Genomic DNA, 17,249 nt, shown 5'->3' on the forward strand with positions numbered 1-17,249 from the left:
CTTCACCCCCGCTTGCGCGCCGACGAGGCGCGCGTGCTCGTGGTCTTGCGCGCGGCGGTGGCGCTGCTCTTCTTCGCCGGCGCAGCCGCGCTCTTACGGCCGGTGGAGGAGGAGGCCGCGCTCTTACGGCCGGTGGACGAGGAGGCGGCGGTCTTACGGGTCGAAGCCGACGCCGTCTTCTTCGCGGCCGCGGCCTTGCGTGGGGCGGCCGCCTTCTTCGCCGGAGCCTTCCTCTCCGGAGCCTTCGACGACGGAGCCTTTGACTCGCTCGACTTGCTCGCCGGTCGACCGGACGATGCCGCACTCTTGCGTGTCGTGCCGCTGCTACCGGTCGTACGGGAGCGTGAAGGGGTCGTCTTCGTCGCGGAGGCGGAAGTCCGCTTCGACGCGGACGGCGACGCGCGGCGCGGGGCCGACGACGTCGAGCGAGAGGTGGCAGCCCGGGAACGCGGCGCCCGCTGCTTCTTCGCGGTGCCGCTGTCGTGGGCCTGGTCCTCCTCGGGCTCCTCGTCCGGCTCTTCGTCCGGCTCCTCCTTCTCCTCGTCGGGCTCTTCGTCCGGCTCTTCCGGCTCCTCGTCGCGTCCTGCGGTGCCCTCCCGCAGGTCCTCGGTGCGCCGCTGCAACTGGTCGGTCAGGGCGCTGACCCGGTTGCTCGCCGCCGCGATGGCCGCTTTCTTCCCCGCCTGGGCCAGTTCGCCGCGCACGTCGCCGGCCAGCTGACGAAGCTGGGGCGACGATTCCAGCACCTCACCGAGCAGCACCCCGGGGTTGGCATTCAGACGTTTTCCCGCCGCCATTCCGGCGAGGGCCAGCGCCCATCGGGCCTTGTGGAAGCGCCCGAGGACGTAGGCCGCGCCCAATGCGACGGCAAGTTTGGCGTTATTCATGATCGATGTCCCTGGAAGAGTCCCTGAAGCGGCCCCGGCCCTCTCCAGTGGGAAAGCCGCTCCACGGCCCGCCCGTGTACCCCGGCCCGGCCCCGACAAACAACCTAGGGTCACTGTGTCCGGCGCACCCGACTCGGCTGAGGGCCGAATCGGTCGACTGAATCGTTCGGGGCCGGGCCACTTGACTGGGCTTCATATGTGTCTCTCGGTGCCGGATGCCTCTCAGCGCACCACGCCGTGACAGCACGTAACCTCCGTGCTGCCGGCGCTACCCCCTTGCCCGATGACCGCGGGGCAGGGGCGGGTCAGCGCAGCAGGGTGGAGAGGAGTTCGGCGATGGTGGGGCCGGCGTCGGCGGGGTGCCGCAGCTGTTTGCTGTCGATGACGCTGTAGTGGTTGGCGCGGCCGCGGCGCTCGTGGGTGAGGTACCCGGCCTGTTCGAGGTCGACGATGATGCGTTGGACGGCGCGTTCGGTGAGCAGGCAGCGGGTCGCGATGTCGCGCACGCGGATGCCGGGGTCGCGGGCGATCTGGACCAGGACGCGGGCGTGGTTGGTCAGGAAGGTCCAGTGCCGCTCGGTCCTGGTGCCGTTCTCCATGTCTCCACCATAGGACTTCCGCTTCACGACTGCCGAAACACGACAGCAGATTCGTGCAATGGTTGACATGCCCGGAGAACGGGCGAAGAGTGGGTGAGCCGCACTTCGCGTCGCGTCCGCAGTGGATTCGCACGGCGGCCTGTCGTTTGGAGATGGTTTGTGTGAACCCGATCAACAGGAAGGCACCGGAAGAGCTCAGGGTGAAGGGCGCGGAGAAGTGCTTGCTTGCCTGAAGTCGGAGACCGTCCGGGTCGGCGATGCCCTCGTGTGCTCCTTCACCGGGGACATGATCATGGACAGTGGGCCCATCGCCGCCCAGGCCCTGGACGCCGCGCTCGACCGGCGCCCGGCTCTGCTCGCAGTCGATCTGGCCGGCGTCACGCTGTTCACCTCCACCGGCCTCAACCTGCTTCTCCGCACCCGCCGACGTGCGCTGGAGGCCGGCATCCCGCTCGTGCTGATCGCCCCGTCGCCGCGGACCCTGCGGGTCCTGGACATCACCGAGACCGCCACGCTGTTTCCCGTCCACGCCACCGCCGAAGACGCCGTCCGGAGGAGTGGGCCGCGTGGCCCGGGCCCGGTTCCTCTCAACTGACCCGGTGCGAGGGACCGGCGCTGGGGGTGCGGGTTCGCTGTCGCGGGACCGGGACATACCGGGACACCGACCTATTGCCGTGCGGGGAGGGTCTCCTCCTCCGGGGCCGCCGCCGCACCACCCGCCGCAGGGCCTGCGCGCAGCCCGGGCGCGAGCAGCAGGGTGGTGGCCAGTGAGGCCGCCGCCGTGACCACCATGCCGGTGGCCGGCGACGTCAGCTCGGCCACCGAACCGGCCACGGCCGCGCCGACCCCCTGCATGGTCAGCATTCCGGAGCTGTGCAAGCCCAGCGCGTGCCCGCTCAGTTCGTCCGGTGTCAACGCCATCAACCGCTCCTGCAGCAGCAGCCCCGCCGCGTACCCGAAGGCGGCGACCGTGACCAGCACCAGGGCTATCGGCCTCCCCGGGTGGACCGCGAAGACCAGGTACGGGGCGGCGAGCAGGACGCAGAGCGGGACGGCCAACCGGTCCCGCCGGCGGGCGGGCAGGAAACGGCCCGCGACGGTGTCCCCGACCAGCATGCCCACCGCCCCGAGGGCGAACATCAGGCCGGCGTCGGCGGGCGAGTACGGGACGTAGAGCGACTCCACGCCGACGATCAGGCCGTTCGGTACCCACAGTGCGAGACAGACGTACCGTCGCGGTACCGAGGACCAGAGGCGCGCATTGGTGCGCCAGGTCTCGGCGACCGACGTCCGCCCCGCGCCCCGGGGCGGACGGCTGCTCAGCCCGCACCGTGCCAGCACGGCGGCCGGCAGGTACAGGCCGGCGGACAGCAGCAGCGTGCCGCGCGCCGAGAGGACCGTCACCAGCGCGCCGCCGACCGCGAAGCCGCAGATCTGGATGACGCCGACCGACATGTTGAGGACGGACCGCCCCAGCAGGTACCCGTCCCGGGTCAGGACCTCGTTGAGCAGCCCGTACCGCACCCCGCCGCCGACGGAGTCGACGACGCCGAGCCCCAGCAGCACCGCGAACACGGCCCAGACCGGCAGCCCGGGGATCGCCTGCAGGGCCGTGCCCGCGCCGAGGAGCAGGCTGAGGCCGGTCATCGCCGCGCGGGGCGGCAGCCGGTCCGCGCCGGACAGGACGGTGGCCGCACCGACCAGCTGGGCCAGCGCGGGGCCGAACATGGCCAGGGAGGAGAGCAGCGCCGAGCCCGTCCGCTGGAACACCAGAATGCCCAGGGCCAGCCCGCCCACCGTCTGGGCCGCGGTCTGCCCGGCCGAGGCGAGGAGGAGCGGGGTGAACTCCCTGGTACCGAAGAGCTCCCGATACGTACGCATGCGGGGAGTCTCTCCGGCATGATCGACGCGTCGGCAGACTTTCGCGGGGAGGCGAAACCACATGGGCTGGTGGCGGGTCGACGCGGACACCCTCGCCGGGGGCCGGTTCGTGACGTCACCGCTGGCGGAGGCGCTGGCCGGCCTGAAGACCCTGCACCGCGGCAGCGCGAGTCACGTCGGCGAGCACCGATGGCTCGCCGCCCACCTTGCCGACTACCGGGACCGCCTGGCCGGCGACCCGGTCACGGCGGCCTTGGTCGGGGCCGCGTTGGGGCGCCGGTGGAACGCCACCTTCCTCACCCCCACCCCCCTCGGCGACGGCGAACCCACCTTCGCCGAGGAGCTGGAGCAGGTACGCGGCACCCCGGCCGCCGTCGTCCGCGCCGACCTGGCGGAGTCACTCGACCGCTCGCTGCCGGACCTGCTGCGGCGCGACGACCTGGCCCCACGAGCCGCTGACCTGCTGGAATGGGTGTGGACGGAGACGGTCCAGGACACCTGGCCGCGCCGCCGGCGGATCATCGAGGCCGACATCCTCGCCCGCACCGCCCGGCTCGGCCTGCACGGCTGGGCCACCACCCTCGACGACATGCGCCCCGGGATGCGCTGGCTCGGGGAGGACCGCCTGCAGATCACCGGCTTCGACAGCCCGCCGCTGGAACTCTCCGGCGTCCAGCTGATGTTCGTCCCGGTCACCCTGAACCAGAGCTGGGTCTGCTGGGACGCCCCGCCCGTCGACGGCCGGCGCATTCCCCCCGCTCGGCGCCTGCCCCCCGCCGGGCGCATGCTCCCCGCCCGGCGTTTCGCGGTCGTCTACCCGTGCTCGGGAGTCCTGGTCGACGACGACCGCCGCCCGGTGCCGAAGGCCCTGGCCGCCCTGCTCGGCCCCGCCCGCGCCGAAATCCTCGCCCTGCTCGACACCCCGAAGACCACCACCCAGCTGGTGGCCCTCACCGGCCTCCCGCTGGGCTCGGTGGGCCGGCACCTGCGGATCCTGCGCGAGGCCCGGCTGACCCAACGCCGGCGAGCGGGCCGCTCCGTCCTCTACTGCCGGACCACGACGGGCCGGACCCTGGTGGACGCACAGCTGTCCGAACCCGGAGCGCACTGACAACGGCGCGGCACGACGGTCTCGGGGGATTCGAGCCGGGCCCGGCCCCGTCGGGATCCGGCGGGCTCGCCGGATCCCGACGGGGCAGTCGGCCCGGTGTCAGCTCTTCGGCGCGGCGGCCGGGCTCGCGGCCGGGCCGGCGTTGCTGTACGCGCCCGTCACGATCGGCCACTCGTGCTGGTAGATCTTGAAGGGCAGGTCCTTCTCGAACAGCGGGGTACCGAAGACGGCGATGCGGCCGAGCACGGCGCCGTCGATCTCGACCCCGCCGGAGAGGGCGGCCTTGCCCTGGACGACCGGCTTGCCGGCGCTGCTGTCGATGGTGACCGCGCCGTCCACCGCGGCCTTGAGGTACGGCTCGACGGTGGCCTTCACGCCCACGGAGTCGTACAGGGCGACCGAGCCGTCCGCGACCAGCCCGCTGCGCACGTTGGCCTTGCCGTCGAGCGAGGCCTTCACCGGGGAGATGGTGGTCTTGATCGGCTCGCTGGTGCCGGTCCAGCCGCCGGCCTTGGTGTAGTCGGCGTGGACGGCCCAGTCGCCGTCGGCGGCCTGGGCGACGTCGACGGTGACCGTGCCGTCGGCGGAGACCTCGGCGTAGACGGTGACGTTGACCGTGATCACGACCGGCACCTCGCCGACCATCACCGTGTAGGGGGAGGTGAGCGTGGCGATCGGTATCTTGACCTGGCTGATCGACTTGCTCAGGCCCGCGGTGACGCGCCAGTTCGCGTGCGCGCCGAGGTCGAAGCCGACCTTCGCCTGGTCGAGGCTGAGGAGGCCGCCGCCCTGGTAGGAGAAGGTGACGCTCGGGTCGAGTTCGATCGAGCCGGTGAGCTGGGCCTTCGCCCCGCCGGGCAGGTCGATGGTGTCGTCGGCGTCCAGCTTCAGCGCGGCGGAGGCGGAGCCGGCGGCGCCGTCGGCGCGGGGGACGTAGGAGACCTTGACGTCCTTGAGCTGTGGGGTGACCTTGATCTTGTGCGGGTCGAGCGCGGTCTTGACGTTCGCCCAGGCCTGGCCGAGCAGTTCGGAGATGGTGGCCGGGCGGGTGCTGACCTCGACCTTTCCGGCGGCGGCCGGCTTGACGGCGGTGACCGCGAGCAGGGCACCGTTCGGCGCGGCGGCCGAGGGCGGGCTGTCGATCACCTGGCCCGGCTTGACGGCGGCGGCGACCGCGGCCGTGGCGGCCGGACTCGGGGTGCCCTTGCCGCTGTCGACGACGGCGAGCACGGCCTTGCCGGACTTCTGGTCGTAGGCGGCGAGCTTGAGGTCGGGCGTGCCGGTCACGACGGCGGGCGTGCCGGACGGGGCGGGGGCGGGTGCGGCGGCAGCCGCCTTGGACGGGGACGACGGCGAGGACGAGGCCGGGGCCGGCGCGGGCACTGGTGCGGCGGCCGGTGCGGCGGCCGGGGTGCGGTCGGCGACGGGGGACAGCAGGGTCACCTTCGCGTCGCCGGCCGGAGCCGGGCCCTGGGCCTGGGCGGTGGACGCGGAGCCGGGGGCGCCGGCGACTGTGTCCGGGGCGGCGGCATCGGTGGACTGGACGGCCGGCGTCGTCGGGTCGCAGGCGCTGAGCGTGAGCACAACGGACACGGCGAGCGCGGGCAGCACGAGGGTGCGCATGTTCATGCGGAGGGTCACCTTCAGTGAATGTGGGACAGGAGAGGAGCAGCGCACCGGCCGTCATCCACCACGAGAGTGTCAGGGGCATGCCAGGCGTCGCGTCGGCAAGGTCCACCGCGGGAGGAACGACAGGATTCCGGGGCGAAAAGCGCCTCGGATCGAAGCCCGGGGTGCAGGTGCGGCACCGGGCGCGATCCACCGGCGCCCTAAAACTAGAGCCAGTAGTTTTACCTGGTCGAGAACGTACACTAGTCCGTGATCACAGCACGCATCGGGGGTGGCGCAGCCGAAGGAAAGAGGAGAGACGATGGGCAGACCGCCGCGGTCGCTGCTGACCAGAGAGGGGATCATGCGGGCGGCCCTGGAGCTGGTCGACGAGGAAGGCGCCGACGCGCTGTCGACCACGCGCGTCGCGGCCCGGCTGGGCGTCAAGGGCCCGTCCCTCTACAACTACGTGGCGGGGCGCGACGAGATCATCCAGGGAATGTTCGAACTCATCGTCGCCGAGATGGACCTCGACCCGGCGGTCCGGCCGTGGACGACCGCGCTGGCCACCTGGGCGCGCGCCTACCGCGCCACGTTCACCGCCCACCCCAACGCCATGCCGCTGCTGGCTGCCCGTCCGGCCCAGTCGGTGGCGGCACTCCAGGTCTATGCCAACGCCTTCGCGATGCTGCGTGAGGCCGGCTTCCCGGAGGATCGCCTGCTGACCGTGACCATGGCCCTCAAGCAGTTCGTCATGGGCTCGACCCTCGCCCTCGAAGGACACCCACTGGGCACCGCACCGGCGGAGGACCTTCCGCTGGGACTCGAACCGTTCCTGAACCCCGCGCCCGACTTTCGCGAACAGGTCTTCGAAACCGGGCTGGCCCTTCTGATCCGGGGATTCCGGGACGAACTGGACGACCTCCGGGCCCAGCAGCCGAGCTGACGCGCCCGAAGCGCCGCGCCGGAGCCCTGACGACCCGCCGCCGCACCGGGCGTCGCGGCCCGTCGCCCGGCGCGGGCGCGTTCGACCTGCTCCGGGACGACGTCCACCTCGGTGACCGCCGCGAAGCGGAACCCCGTCAGCGCGGCCTGGCCCGGGCGGCGAGGAGGGCGATGTCGTCCTCGGCGGCGGGCGACGGGGGCGGGACGAGGGAGTGGAGGACGGCGTCGAGGAGGTCGTCGAGGTCGCCGGTGGCGGGCAGACGCAGCGCGGCGAGGCGCTCCAGGGAGGCGTCGATGTCCTCGCCGCGCCGTTCGACCAGTCCGTCCGTGTAGAGCAGCAGGGTCCGGCCGGGGTCGAGGGGGTGGGAGGTCTGCTCGTAGCCGCCGAGGCCGGTGCCGAGGGGCGGGCCGGTGGGGACGGGCAGCAGTTCGGTGGGCTGGTCGGGGGTGATCAGGGCGGGCGGCAGGTGGCCCGCGCTGGAGAGGGTCCAGCGGCCGCGGCCCGGGTCGGCGAGGGCGAGCAGGCAGGTCGCGGGGCGGGCGGAGTCGTCGGCCGAGATGACCGTGTCGAGCTGGCGCAGGATCCGGTGCGGAGGCAGGTCCATCCCGGCGATGTCGCGCAGGGCGGAACGGTAGTGGCTCATGTCGACGGCGGCCTCGACGCCGTGCCCCATGACGTCGCCCATCGCGAGCAGGGTGCGGCCGAACGGCAGCCGGACCGTCTCGTACCAGTCGCCGCCGACCACCGAGCTGGTGCCGGACGGCAGGTAGCGGGAGGCGAGGGCGAGGTTCTGGTGCGGGTTGCCGGGTTCGCTGAGCAGGGCCCGCTGAAGCTCGAGGGCGATGCCCTGGGAACGGGCGTAGCGGCGGGCGTTGTCGATACCGGTGGCGGCCCGGGCGGCGAGGTCGCCGAGCAGGACGGCCTCGTCGGCGGTGAAGGGCGGGGTGGCGGCGGTACGGCCGAGGGTGAGCAGCCCGACGAGGCGGCCGCGGGCGGCGAGCGGCAGGACGAGCAGGGAGGCGGTCCCGGCGGGGCAGGCGTCCTCCGGGCCAGGCTCGGCGAGCACGGCGATGGCGCCGGCGAGGCTGCGAGCGGCGGCCGATCCCTCCCGGTGCCGGATCGATTCGCCCGGGCGGGTCAGGTCGGCGAGCGCGTCGGTCAGGGCCGGGACGGCCCGCACGGCGGCGCGGTGCAGCCGCTGGGATGCGCCGCGGCCGGCCCGGGCGGGGTCGGCCTCGGGCGGCAGGACGTCGACGACGGCGAGGTCGGCGAGGCCGGGCACCGCGAAGGCGGCGAGTTCGGCACAGGTGGTGCCGATGTCGAGGGTGGTGCCGATCCGCTCGGCGGCGGCGTCGAGCAGCGCGAGACGGGCGCGGGCCTGTTCGAGCTCGCGGAGCTGCTCGCGGGCCGGGTCGGGGTCGTCCAGGACGACGACGATCACGCCGGTGGTCCGTCCGGCGTGTCGCAGCGGCCGGTAGCGCACTCGCAGGCCCGGCGGGACGGGGTGGCCCGCGCCCGCGCCGCCGGTGGCCTGTTCGCGATCGAGGCCGTCGGCGAGGACGCGGCGCAGCACGGCGGCGGCACCGGCGAAGGCGGTGGCCTCAGTGGTGCGGCCGAGCAGGTCGGCCCGGCGCAGGCCGGTGGCGGTGGTGAAGGCGGGGTTGAGGTACTGCCAGCGCAACCGCTCGTCGAGCACGGCGACGCCGACCGGGGCGGCGTCGAGGACCGCGCGGAGCAGGTCGGGATCGTCGCCGCCGGGGTCGTTGCCGTGGTTGTTGCCCGGGTCACCGTCGCGGGCACCGCCGTGGTCACCACCGGTGATCGCGCCGATCCTCGCGGCGAGGGCCGCCGCCGTCGCCGCCAGCGACCGGGTGCCCGGTGTCGCGGGCGGGGAGCCCTCTGCTCGGTTGTCGCGCCGGAAGTGCATACGCCCATGATCACGCGCCGGAGCGCGGCACGCCCACAACTGGACGAAACCTTGACCGGCCGGGGACGGTGTTGTAGCCGCAGCGGTGCCGCAGGAGCGAGGAACCGGGAGGGATGAGCCGCACGACCTGGAGCGGCGCCCGGGTGGCGTGCCGGAGAGCGGCCTGCGTCCGGCGGGCGAACGCCGGATGATCACCGGTCATACTGGGGCGTCGGCGCCCGACACCGGACGCCGCAGGCCGTGCCAGACCACCCGCAGACCAGCGTCAGACCCGTGCGAAACCCGTGCGAACCCGTGCGCGACCGTTCGAAACCGTGCGCGACCCGTGCCAGACCGCGTGACACTCATGCGCGACACTCATGCGCGACGCGTGCCGGACCGCGCGAGGCCCGTGCCGGAGACGTCCGTGAGCACCAGACCGGAGGAACCGATGAGCCCCCACCAGCCGACCAGTCGCCCGGCGGCCGGGGCCCCCGCGGTGCCCTGGAACCGGCAGCGGCTGCGCAGCAACAACGAGTGGCTGCTGCTGGAGCTGCTGCGCACCGGCGGTGGCTCCTCGCGTGCCCAACTGGCCCGGGACACCGGCCTGTCCAAGCCGACCGTCTCGGCCGCGCTGGCCGCCCTGGAACAAGCCGGGTTGGTCCGCGAGGCCGGGCGACTGGCCCCCGAACGCGGCCGCACCGCCGTGCTGTACGAGGTCGACCCGACGGCCGGGCACGTACTCGGCGTCGACATCGGCCGGGCCCGGCTGCGGGTGGCCGTCGCTGACCTCGCCGGGACGGTCGTCGCCCGCCGGGACGTGGCCAACCGCGGCCGTTCGGCGAACGCCGTCGCGGACGCCGTGGTCGCCGCCGCGCACGAGGCGATCGCCGAAGCGGGCCTGGCCGCCGACGACATCGTGCACGCCGTGATCGGCACCCCGGGCGTGTGGGACGAGGAACGGCGCGGGGTGCGCTACGCCTCCAGCCTGCCCGGCTGGGGCCGGCCCGGGCTGTTCGACCGGATCGGGGAGGGACTGGGGACGGCCGTGTCGGTGGCCAACGACGCCAACCTGGCCGCGCTCGGCGAGTACACCCTGGGCGCCGGGCGCGGCAGCCGGATGTTCGCCTACCTGCTGGTCGGCACCGGCCTCGGGCTGGGCGTGGTCAAGGACGGCGAGCTACTGCTCGGCGCGCACGGCGCGCTGGGCGAGATCGGACTGGTGCCGCTGCCCGCCCGCCCCGACGAGCCGGTGGCGACCATCGAGCAGGAGGCCGCCGCGGACGCCGTGGTGCGCACCGCCCGGGACTTCGGGCTGGGCGGGGAGGGCACCGCGCGGCAGCCGACGGCGAAGCAGGTCTTCGAACTGGCCCGGGCCGGGGAGGCCGCGGCGCTCCGGGCCGTGGAGCGGGAGGCCGAGCAACTCGCCTACGCCGTCGCCGTGTTGTCCGCCGTGCTGGACCCGGACCTGGTGGTGCTCGGCGGCGGGATCGGCAGCAGCGCCGACCTGCTCCTGGAACCGCTGGAGCAGGCCCTGCACCGGCTCGCCCCGATGCGTCCGACACTCGCGCCGAGCCTCCTGGGGGAGGAGGCGGTGCTCCTCGGCGCGGTCTCCACGGCGCTGGAGTCCGCCCGCCCCGAGGTGTTCGAGCGCCGGACGGCGGGGCTGCGCTGACGGCAGGACGGTGCTGACGGTGGGTGCTGCGCTGACGGCAGGACGGTGCTGACGGTGGGTGCTGCGCTGACGGCAGGACGGCGCTGAGGGTGGGTGCTGCGCCGACGACGGGGCTGCGCCGGCGGATGCGGTAGGGGTGTCAGCCGGTGGCCGGGGTACTCCGGCCAGGCTCGCCCGCGGCTGCCGTCACAGGCTCAGCAGCAGGTCCCGGACCGCTGCGGGCCGGGACAGGAACGGGTGGTGGCCGGTGTCGAGCTCGACGACGCGGCCGGCCCGGCGGGCGAACTCGCGCTGCAGCCGCGGCGGGGTGCCCCGGTCCTGGGCGCAGACGAGGTACGTCGAGGGCACCTGCTGCCAGGCGGCCGCCCCGACCGGCTGCCCGGTCACCCGCACGCTCTGCCGGGCGAGGTGGTCGGCGGCCTGCGCCTGGACCTCGGTGTCGCAGTCCTGAAGGAACGTCTCCACGAGCAGCTCGGGGCGGACGCCGAAGGTGCCGGCGCCCGCGTCGACGTCGATGAACGGGGCGGGGCCGCCGTCCCCGAACTCCGACAGGCTCTGCCCGACCTCGGGCAGGTAGCTGGTGACCAGCAGCAGGTGCCGCACCGATCCGATGCCCGCGGCGGCTTCCGCGGTGACGATGCCGCCGTAGCTGTGGGCGACCACGACGGTCGGCTCCTTACCGGTCTGCAGCACCTGCCGTACCGCGGCGACGTCCTCGGGCAGCCCCGGACCGTCGGCGCCGCCGGGCGGGCCCGTCTCACCGCAGCTCGGCAGCGCCGGGGCCACGCTCGCCACCCCCCGCTCGCGCAGTAGCTCGGCGGTGCGGTGCCACCACCACGACCCGTCCCGCACGCACGCCCCGTGCACGAACACGACCCTCATCGCCACCTCCGCGTCGGCCACTCCCGGGAAGAACAGGCCTACGATCACAGGTTCCCACGGGCGTCGATTCCCCTGCGGGCGGCGGAGGTCGGGCGTGGCGTGGCGCGGCGGTGCCGGTCGGAGTTCGGTGTGGTTCCAGTCGCCGGTGCAGCTGACCTGGCCGGCGACGCCGATCAGCAGCAGCGCTCCGAGAGCGTCCACCGGCGGCGGGTGCCCGCCGGGCCGACTGTGCGGCGGGCGACGCGCGAACCCGTCACCCGTCACCCGTCCGACAGTCGCCCGGCGGACAGCGGCTCTCGGCCCCGCTCGTGGGTCACCCGGCGGTCACGGGACGGGTGGTGGTCCGGTGCAGGTGGGCTTCGATCAGCGCGGACGTGGCCTCCGGCTGTTCGAGCTGCGGGAGGTGTCCTGCCCGGGGGACGAGTTCGAGGCGGGCGTCGCCGAAGGCGGCGGCGTAGGCCGCGCCGTAGGCGGGGGTGACGATGCGGTCGCTCTCGCCCCAGAGCAGGAGGGTCGGGACCCGGACGCGGCCGAGCCGGCGCAACAGCTTGGGGTCGTGCATGTAGGGGTCGCCTGCGAGCGTTCGCATGGTGGCCAGGTTGGCCTGCCTGCGGGCGAGTTCGCCGGGTGGCAGGTCGGCGGGGTCGACGTGGTAGCGGTCCGGGTCGTGCCAGGAGAGCTCGGCGAGCCCGCGGGCGTCGAGGGCGAAGACGTCGGTGATCGGCTCCGCCTCGACGTCGACGCCGACGGCGTCGATCAGGACGAGGCCGGTGATGACTCCCGCGCTGTCGCGGACGGCCATCTCGGCGGCGATCCAGCCGCCGAGAGAGGAGCCGACGACGAGGACGTCCTTGAGGTGGTGGTCGTGGAGGTGATGCAGGTAGGCGAGGGCGAGGTCGTCGATGCCGGTGAGCCAGGCGGGGCGCTGTGTGCCGTCCCAGCCGGGGTGGACGGGGGTGATGGTGTGCGCGCTCCTGGAGAGGTGCTCGGCGAGGCCGGCGACCGTGGCGGGGCCTCCGCCGCCGTGGAGAAGGAGGACGGGCCGGCCGGCGCCCGTCTCGGACAGGGTGAGGGACAGGTCGGGGTGCATGGCTCCACAGTAACTAAATATCTTTATATAAGCTAGCTTGGTTGTGCCGTAGGATCACTCCATGCATGGTGAGCTGCAGGAACTCGGCAGAGCGGTCAAGCAGACCCAGTACCGACAGCATCGGGCGCTCGACAGTGCCCTCGCGGCCGTCGGCACGACGCTGGCGCAGTGGGACGCCCTGCGCGCGATCAGCCGTTCACCCGGGGCCTCGGCGCGTGCGCTGGCCGTCGCGACCTTCCAGAGCGAACAGGCCTTCGGGGCGCTCGTCGGCCGCCTGGCCGCCCAGGGCCTCGTGGAGCGCCGCCCCGGGCACGGCCGCCGCATCGAGCACCACCTCACGCCCGCCGGTGAGCAGGTTCTGACGGCCGGCCATACGGTCGCCGACGAGGTGCTCGCCGACTGCTTCGCCCCCCTGTCCGAGGTGGACCGAGCCGCCCTGCTCGACCTGCTGAGGCGGCTCGCCGCCGGAGCGGGCGGATAAAAGCGGGTGGTGAGGTTGGCGGATCTCGATCTGCCAACGAGTGGGGAAACGGTGCGTAGGCCGCGTGGGAGGCGTGCTGGAATCGCACGACCGCCGACTCGGAGATCCTGACGCGGAGGGGGCTGACGGGGACGGCAAGCCGGGGGATCGGCAGGGCGGCACGTGTGCGTCGCAGCCGGGTCGGCTCGAGCCGGCCCCGGTCCAGCGCGGCGTACATCGCGCCGTGCCCGCGCCGGTGCTCGGCCGCCAGCGACAGGTCCACAAGCGTCTTGACCGGCCCCTCCGTGCACAACAGCGCGTCGGTGAGCTCGAAGAGCACATCCGCTCGCTTGTACAGACTCTCGGGGAACTCGACCCGAAAGCGGCACAGAATGCCCAACGCGTCCCCTACGGGCGCGTCGGCGGGAAGACTCATGGGCAGCGGCCGTTCTCTCGCATTTCGTGACTCGACATCTCGAAGCGTGGAGAACGGCCGCCTCCGCTGTCCCGGAAGGAACCGCAGATCAGCAGGTCGGGTGACCAGCGAGGTTCAACGACAAGCTCAGCTCAGACGCCTCGCGTAACCGACGCATCCTCGGAGCTCTGGTTCCAACTTCAGGGGCCGACCCGGTCGTAGCGCAGTGACGTGCGACCGGCGGCGTCGGAGTAGATCTGGGCAACGGACGCTGTCCCGACTGCGTCGCTTCGGATGCCCTGCAGCCGGATCGTGGTCGGCCTGTTCACGTGGATCAGCTCGCTGATCGGTGCGGTCGCGTTACCGCCGGCCTGGGCGTTGCCGGGGTTCAGGTCGATGACCTGGTAGACGAGCCGCTCGCTGTCCGCGACGGCGGTGTTCGATGTGGCATCCCACAGCCGAGCGGTGATGTACGTGTTGACCGGGGGAACGCCTGCGAGACGGCCACGGACGTTCGCGTCGAGCTCGTAGGTCCCGGCCCGGGGCAGGGTGACCTCCAGCGGGGCGTCGGTCCACACACCGGGCGGCAGGTTGACCACCGTGTTGAGGTGGGCGATTCCTCGGACCGCCGTGGGCGCCGCGGGGGCCGCGGTGACGGTGGTCTGGGTTGCGACGGTCGTGGCGCCCACGAGCACGGCGACGGTTACGGCGGTAAGTCCGGTGCGCAGCGATGACATGATGCCTCCGAGACGGATGCCAGCGGAATGTGCCATCGCCAATGTAGGGACGCTCGCAAGGCGGGTGTATCACCCGGCAGGGTGATGCCCGCTTGCAAGTCGACGGTCGCGAGCGGGCGTGCGCCGGGAGCTCCCGGAGCGCTCGGCCATCGCCGTCTCGCGAGGCATCGGGCCTGGTCGAGGTCGCGGGCCCGCGGTCGGCGACGGCCTCGGCGGTGGCGCGGGTGGTCAGCTTCCACAGCCGGCGGGCGGGCGCGCCGGGCCGTCCCGCCCGTTCGACGCCGGCGTTGCCGACGGCGGGCCGGTCCAGGACCAGTGACCGGACAGGTGTCGGCGGTCGCGGTGCGCACCCGCTCGGTATGCCCCACGACGACAGCACCCAACTCCTGGCACTGCTGGACGCGGTCGCACCGATCCGGGGACTTCGCGGACGCCCTCGGCGCAAGCCCCGACGCCTGGATGCCCCGTCAGGTCTGCGCTCGGCCTCTTCGGTGACTGCGGCGAGCGGTGACAGGTACCGGGCCTGCGGGTCGACGCAACGTTCTGAGACTCGCTCGGGTACGCCGTGCGCCTCCCGCCGAAGCAGACCCGTGCCGGAAGGCCGGACACGCCCACGCGAAGGGATGACCGGCCCGAATCAAGTGTGGTGCCGGAGCCGGTCGTTGAGCGCGGCACCGACGTCGGGGCAGTTCTTCCGGATGATGTCGAGGAAGGCGCGCAGCACCGGGGAGTGATCGCGGCCCGCGAAGGACAGGACGAGATCGGGCAGGGGCGTGCGCGGGGTCACTTCACAGAACCGCACTCCCGGACGCGGGACCGCCCTCATGCGGGACGGCCCCAGGCCGACGCCCACGCCCGAGGCGGCGAGGCCGATGATCGTGTGCACGTCCCTCGCGACGGTCGCGCCGGCGAGAGCCGATGAGTCCGTGCCCAGCAGGGTGCGCAGTCCGGCGACTACGGCGGGCTCGTCCTCGCCGGCCGACACGATCAGTGGCTGTCGCCGCAACTGGTCGGCCGTTACCGATTGTTGACCCGCGTACGGGTGCACCGTACTTACCACAGCGATCACGTGGTCGCGTCCGATCGGGACGGACACGAGATGCTCGGCTCCGGCGCCCCGTGGCGGGCCGAGGGTGAGGGCCACGTCCAGCTCCCCGGCGACGAGAGCCGAGCTGCTGCGGTTGGTCGCCATCTCGTGCAGTTCCAGTCTCACGTCGGGCCGTTCACGGCCGAACCGGCTCAGGACGCCCGGCAGCGGGTCGAGCAGTGCCGAGGCGATGAAGCCGAGGCGCAGACGTCCCGTCTCGCCGCGCGCGGCCCGGCCCGCATCGACCGTGGCCGCCGCGATCTCGTCGAGTGCCCGGCGTGCCCGCGCGAGGAACGCCTCACCGGCGGCGGTCGGGAACACCCCCTGACGTGTGCGGTCGAACAGCCGGGCCCCGACCTCGCGCTCCAGGTCGGCGATCTGCTTGGACAACGGCGGCTGCGCGATGCCCAGCTCGCCGGCCGCCCGGCCGAAGTGTTCGTGCTCGGCGAGAGCAACCGCGTACCGCAGGTGTCGCGCTTCCATGGCTCGCCCTCCATCCCATCGATCCCATCGGCTGCCGACAAGACCTCAAAGATATTGCCATGCCACTTACCAGATCTATGACTGGATGGCGCGGTGGTTCCTGTCTGGAATGGAGCCATGAAGAACGTATCTCTGACCGGCACCGTCTTCGTTTTCGTGCACGGCGCCTGGCACAGCTCCGGACAGTGGGCAGCGACGCAGCGCGCGCTGGCCGGACTGGGCGCTGCGAGCGTGGCCGTCGACCTGCCGGGGCACGGCTTCGACGCACCCCTGCCAACCGGATACCTGCTGCCCGGCCAGCCGGGCCTGCTGACCGAGAAGTCACGGCTCGCCCCCCTGGCGATGGACGACTGCGCCGAGGCAGTACTGAGCGTCCTGCGCCAGGTGCGTCACCATCGCACTGTCGTGCTCGTCGCGCACAGCGCGGGCGGCGGTCCCGCGTCCCTGGCCGCGGAGTGGGCACCCGAGCTGGTGGACCGGATCGTCTACCTGTCCGCGTTCGTCCCGGGCGGGCGGCCGCGGTTCTTCGACTACCTGGGCTCACCCGAGAACGCCCCCGCGCTGGGCCGGAACCTGAACCTCGGCGACCCCGAGGCCCTGGGCGCCGTACGGATCAATCCGCTCTCACCGGATCCCGCCTACCTCGACGAACTGCGGGAAACCCACTACCACGACACCCCGCTGGACCGCTTTGACCGGTGGCGGTCCGCGCTGAGCCCTGATCTGCCCCTGGCGATCCCGACGGCTCCGGTCACCCTGACCGCGGCACGGTGGGGACGAATTCCACGAACTTTCCTGCGCTGCGCCGAGGACCGGGCGCTGGCACCGGCCGCGCAGGACCTGACGATCGCGGAAGCCGACCGGGCCTTCCCCGGTAACCCGTTCACTGTGCATACCCTGCCCGGCAGCCACAGCCCGTTCGCAGCCCGGCCGGGCGAGCTCGCCGCGGTCCTCGCCTCGTGAGCCGGTATCGGCCCGTGAAGGGTTTCCCGTTCCTGAGCGCGGGCCGGCTCGCGGCCGGTGCCGGCGGGCGGCTCGTACTGCCGGTCGTGCTGTGCGACATCCGTGCAGTTGCTCAACGTCACCATCGGGCAGATCGCCGCCCCGGCGATCCGGGCCGACCCGGGTGCCGTGCAGCTGATGGTGGCCGGGTACACCCTGACCTCCGCCTCCGCGGCCGGTTCTGTGTCCGGGCTGTTGCCCACGGCTCAGCAGCTGGGCGGGTCGATAGGGTGGATGCGGCGGGGCTCGTCTACCTCGCACCCGCCGGCCCGGGCGCCGCGTTTCGGCACGCCATGATCTACGAGGCCGCCGTCTTCACCGTCACCGCGCTGATCAGCCTTCGGATGCGCGATCGGAACCGACCGGCCGCGCCACTGGCAGATGCGGCTATCCCGCCGCACGACATCCCCTGGGCGGCGGCGAAAAGAGCCTGGTAGGCAGTGTGCAGGAACATGCGGGTCAGGGCGGCGCCGAGGCAGA

The 17,249-nt window shown here is 73.0% G+C and carries 16 protein-coding genes and 1 pseudogene; 7 read left to right on the forward strand and 10 right to left on the reverse strand.

Annotated features, from left to right (window positions below; translation table 11 throughout):
- Positions 1 to 2 precede the first annotated feature (2 nt).
- Together ACZ52R_RS09290 and ACZ52R_RS09295 are read right to left on the reverse strand one after the other, a co-directional pair.
- On the reverse strand, positions 3 to 887 hold the full coding sequence (locus ACZ52R_RS09290; protein ID WP_465753242.1) for a hypothetical protein: 885 nt from the start codon (positions 885 to 887) through the stop codon (positions 3 to 5).
- A gap of 305 nt (positions 888 to 1,192) precedes the next feature.
- Positions 1,193 to 1,486 carry a helix-turn-helix transcriptional regulator gene (locus ACZ52R_RS09295; protein WP_465621842.1) on the reverse strand — a complete coding sequence of 98 codons (294 nt, stop codon included), beginning with the start codon at positions 1,484 to 1,486 and terminating at the stop codon, positions 1,193 to 1,195.
- A gap of 217 nt (positions 1,487 to 1,703) precedes the next feature.
- On the opposite strand from ACZ52R_RS09295, the gene ACZ52R_RS09300 reads away from it, so the two are divergent.
- Positions 1,704 to 2,081 (forward strand): STAS domain-containing protein, encoded by a 378-nt coding sequence (locus ACZ52R_RS09300; protein WP_465621844.1) that lies wholly within the window; start codon positions 1,704 to 1,706, stop codon positions 2,079 to 2,081.
- Between the two features lie 71 nt (positions 2,082 to 2,152).
- Here the strand turns inward: ACZ52R_RS09300 and ACZ52R_RS09305 are convergent, their stop codons facing one another.
- Positions 2,153 to 3,367 carry an MFS transporter gene (locus ACZ52R_RS09305; RefSeq protein WP_465753243.1) on the reverse strand — a complete coding sequence of 405 codons (1,215 nt, stop codon included), beginning with the start codon at positions 3,365 to 3,367 and terminating at the stop codon, positions 2,153 to 2,155.
- Between the two features lie 61 nt (positions 3,368 to 3,428).
- Between ACZ52R_RS09305 and ACZ52R_RS09310 the strand changes: the two genes are divergently transcribed.
- Complete coding sequence (locus tag ACZ52R_RS09310) at positions 3,429 to 4,478, forward strand: ArsR/SmtB family transcription factor (protein WP_465621848.1); 1,050 nt, start codon at positions 3,429 to 3,431, stop codon at positions 4,476 to 4,478.
- Between the two features lie 99 nt (positions 4,479 to 4,577).
- On the opposite strand, the gene ACZ52R_RS09315 is transcribed toward ACZ52R_RS09310, so the two are convergent.
- Positions 4,578 to 6,107 (reverse strand): hypothetical protein, encoded by a 1,530-nt coding sequence (locus tag ACZ52R_RS09315; RefSeq protein WP_465621850.1) that lies wholly within the window; start codon positions 6,105 to 6,107, stop codon positions 4,578 to 4,580.
- A 301-nt stretch (positions 6,108 to 6,408) separates the two neighbouring features.
- Here ACZ52R_RS09315 and ACZ52R_RS09320 point away from each other — a divergent pair, with 301 nt between their 5' ends.
- Entirely contained in the window at positions 6,409 to 7,032 is a 624-nt protein-coding gene (locus tag ACZ52R_RS09320; protein ID WP_465663605.1) for a TetR/AcrR family transcriptional regulator C-terminal domain-containing protein, read from the forward strand.
- 136 nt (positions 7,033 to 7,168) lie between these two features.
- Here ACZ52R_RS09320 and ACZ52R_RS09325 read toward each other — a convergent pair whose 3' ends face one another.
- Positions 7,169 to 8,959, reverse strand: a complete 1,791-nt coding sequence (locus tag ACZ52R_RS09325; RefSeq protein ID WP_465663606.1) for a SpoIIE family protein phosphatase — start codon at positions 8,957 to 8,959, stop codon at positions 7,169 to 7,171.
- A gap of 430 nt (positions 8,960 to 9,389) precedes the next feature.
- On the opposite strand from ACZ52R_RS09325, the gene ACZ52R_RS09330 reads away from it, so the two are divergent.
- Positions 9,390 to 10,613 (forward strand): ROK family transcriptional regulator, encoded by a 1,224-nt coding sequence (locus ACZ52R_RS09330; RefSeq protein ID WP_465663648.1) that lies wholly within the window; start codon positions 9,390 to 9,392, stop codon positions 10,611 to 10,613.
- A gap of 186 nt (positions 10,614 to 10,799) precedes the next feature.
- Here the strand turns inward: ACZ52R_RS09330 and ACZ52R_RS09335 are convergent, their stop codons facing one another.
- Together ACZ52R_RS09335 and ACZ52R_RS09340 are read right to left on the reverse strand one after the other, a co-directional pair.
- A complete protein-coding gene (locus ACZ52R_RS09335; RefSeq protein WP_465753244.1) occupies positions 10,800 to 11,696 on the reverse strand; it encodes an alpha/beta hydrolase in 897 nt (298 codons plus the stop codon).
- Between the two features lie 112 nt (positions 11,697 to 11,808).
- Positions 11,809 to 12,585: an alpha/beta fold hydrolase gene (locus ACZ52R_RS09340; RefSeq protein WP_465621858.1), complete on the reverse strand. Its 777-nt coding sequence runs from the start codon at positions 12,583 to 12,585 to the stop codon at positions 11,809 to 11,811.
- Positions 12,586 to 12,646: 61 nt separating this feature from the next.
- Here ACZ52R_RS09340 and ACZ52R_RS09345 point away from each other — a divergent pair, with 61 nt between their 5' ends.
- A complete protein-coding gene (locus ACZ52R_RS09345; RefSeq protein ID WP_465621860.1) occupies positions 12,647 to 13,066 on the forward strand; it encodes a MarR family winged helix-turn-helix transcriptional regulator in 420 nt (139 codons plus the stop codon).
- 49 nt (positions 13,067 to 13,115) lie between these two features.
- Here ACZ52R_RS09345 and ACZ52R_RS09350 read toward each other — a convergent pair.
- From ACZ52R_RS09350 to ACZ52R_RS09360, 3 genes and pseudogenes are all read right to left on the reverse strand, one after another.
- A pseudogene (locus ACZ52R_RS09350) lies at positions 13,116 to 13,481 on the reverse strand (transposase); the annotation flags it as partial.
- 179 nt (positions 13,482 to 13,660) lie between these two features.
- Positions 13,661 to 14,197, reverse strand: a complete 537-nt coding sequence (locus ACZ52R_RS09355) for a hypothetical protein (protein WP_465621862.1) — start codon at positions 14,195 to 14,197, stop codon at positions 13,661 to 13,663.
- Positions 14,198 to 14,834: 637 nt separating this feature from the next.
- Positions 14,835 to 15,767 (reverse strand): LysR family transcriptional regulator, encoded by a 933-nt coding sequence (locus tag ACZ52R_RS09360; RefSeq protein ID WP_465663608.1) that lies wholly within the window; start codon positions 15,765 to 15,767, stop codon positions 14,835 to 14,837.
- Positions 15,768 to 15,884: 117 nt separating this feature from the next.
- On the opposite strand from ACZ52R_RS09360, the gene ACZ52R_RS09365 reads away from it, so the two are divergent.
- The gene (locus ACZ52R_RS09365) at positions 15,885 to 16,730 is read left to right on the forward strand and encodes an alpha/beta hydrolase (protein WP_465663609.1); all 846 of its coding nucleotides are present in this window, start codon (positions 15,885 to 15,887) and stop codon (positions 16,728 to 16,730) included.
- Between the two features lie 102 nt (positions 16,731 to 16,832).
- The gene (locus ACZ52R_RS09370; protein WP_465663610.1) at positions 16,833 to 17,066 is read left to right on the forward strand and encodes a hypothetical protein; all 234 of its coding nucleotides are present in this window, start codon (positions 16,833 to 16,835) and stop codon (positions 17,064 to 17,066) included.
- Positions 17,067 to 17,249: the final 183 nt, after the last annotated feature.

The sequence above is a fragment of the Kitasatospora sp. NPDC034023 genome, from assembly GCF_055575795.1.

Excerpts from the sequence above, each read along its gene's own strand:
- ACZ52R_RS09290 (WP_465753242.1), bottom strand. The coding sequence starts at position 887 with ATGAATAACGCCAAACTTGCCGTCGCATTGGGCGCGGCCTACGTCCTC.
- ACZ52R_RS09295 (WP_465621842.1), bottom strand. The coding sequence starts at position 1,486 with ATGGAGAACGGCACCAGGACCGAGCGGCACTGGACCTTCCTGACCAAC.
- ACZ52R_RS09305 (WP_465753243.1), bottom strand. The coding sequence starts at position 3,367 with ATGCGTACGTATCGGGAGCTCTTCGGTACCAGGGAGTTCACCCCGCTC.
- ACZ52R_RS09310 (WP_465621848.1), top strand. The coding sequence starts at position 3,429 with ATGGGCTGGTGGCGGGTCGACGCGGACACCCTCGCCGGGGGCCGGTTC.
- ACZ52R_RS09315 (WP_465621850.1), bottom strand. The coding sequence starts at position 6,107 with ATGAACATGCGCACCCTCGTGCTGCCCGCGCTCGCCGTGTCCGTTGTG.
- ACZ52R_RS09320 (WP_465663605.1), top strand. The coding sequence starts at position 6,409 with ATGGGCAGACCGCCGCGGTCGCTGCTGACCAGAGAGGGGATCATGCGG.
- ACZ52R_RS09325 (WP_465663606.1), bottom strand. The coding sequence starts at position 8,959 with ATGCACTTCCGGCGCGACAACCGAGCAGAGGGCTCCCCGCCCGCGACA.
- ACZ52R_RS09330 (WP_465663648.1), top strand. The coding sequence starts at position 9,390 with ATGAGCCCCCACCAGCCGACCAGTCGCCCGGCGGCCGGGGCCCCCGCG.
- ACZ52R_RS09340 (WP_465621858.1), bottom strand. The coding sequence starts at position 12,585 with ATGCACCCCGACCTGTCCCTCACCCTGTCCGAGACGGGCGCCGGCCGG.
- ACZ52R_RS09345 (WP_465621860.1), top strand. The coding sequence starts at position 12,647 with ATGCATGGTGAGCTGCAGGAACTCGGCAGAGCGGTCAAGCAGACCCAG.
- ACZ52R_RS09355 (WP_465621862.1), bottom strand. The coding sequence starts at position 14,197 with ATGTCATCGCTGCGCACCGGACTTACCGCCGTAACCGTCGCCGTGCTC.
- ACZ52R_RS09360 (WP_465663608.1), bottom strand. The coding sequence starts at position 15,767 with ATGGAAGCGCGACACCTGCGGTACGCGGTTGCTCTCGCCGAGCACGAA.
- ACZ52R_RS09365 (WP_465663609.1), top strand. The coding sequence starts at position 15,885 with ATGAAGAACGTATCTCTGACCGGCACCGTCTTCGTTTTCGTGCACGGC.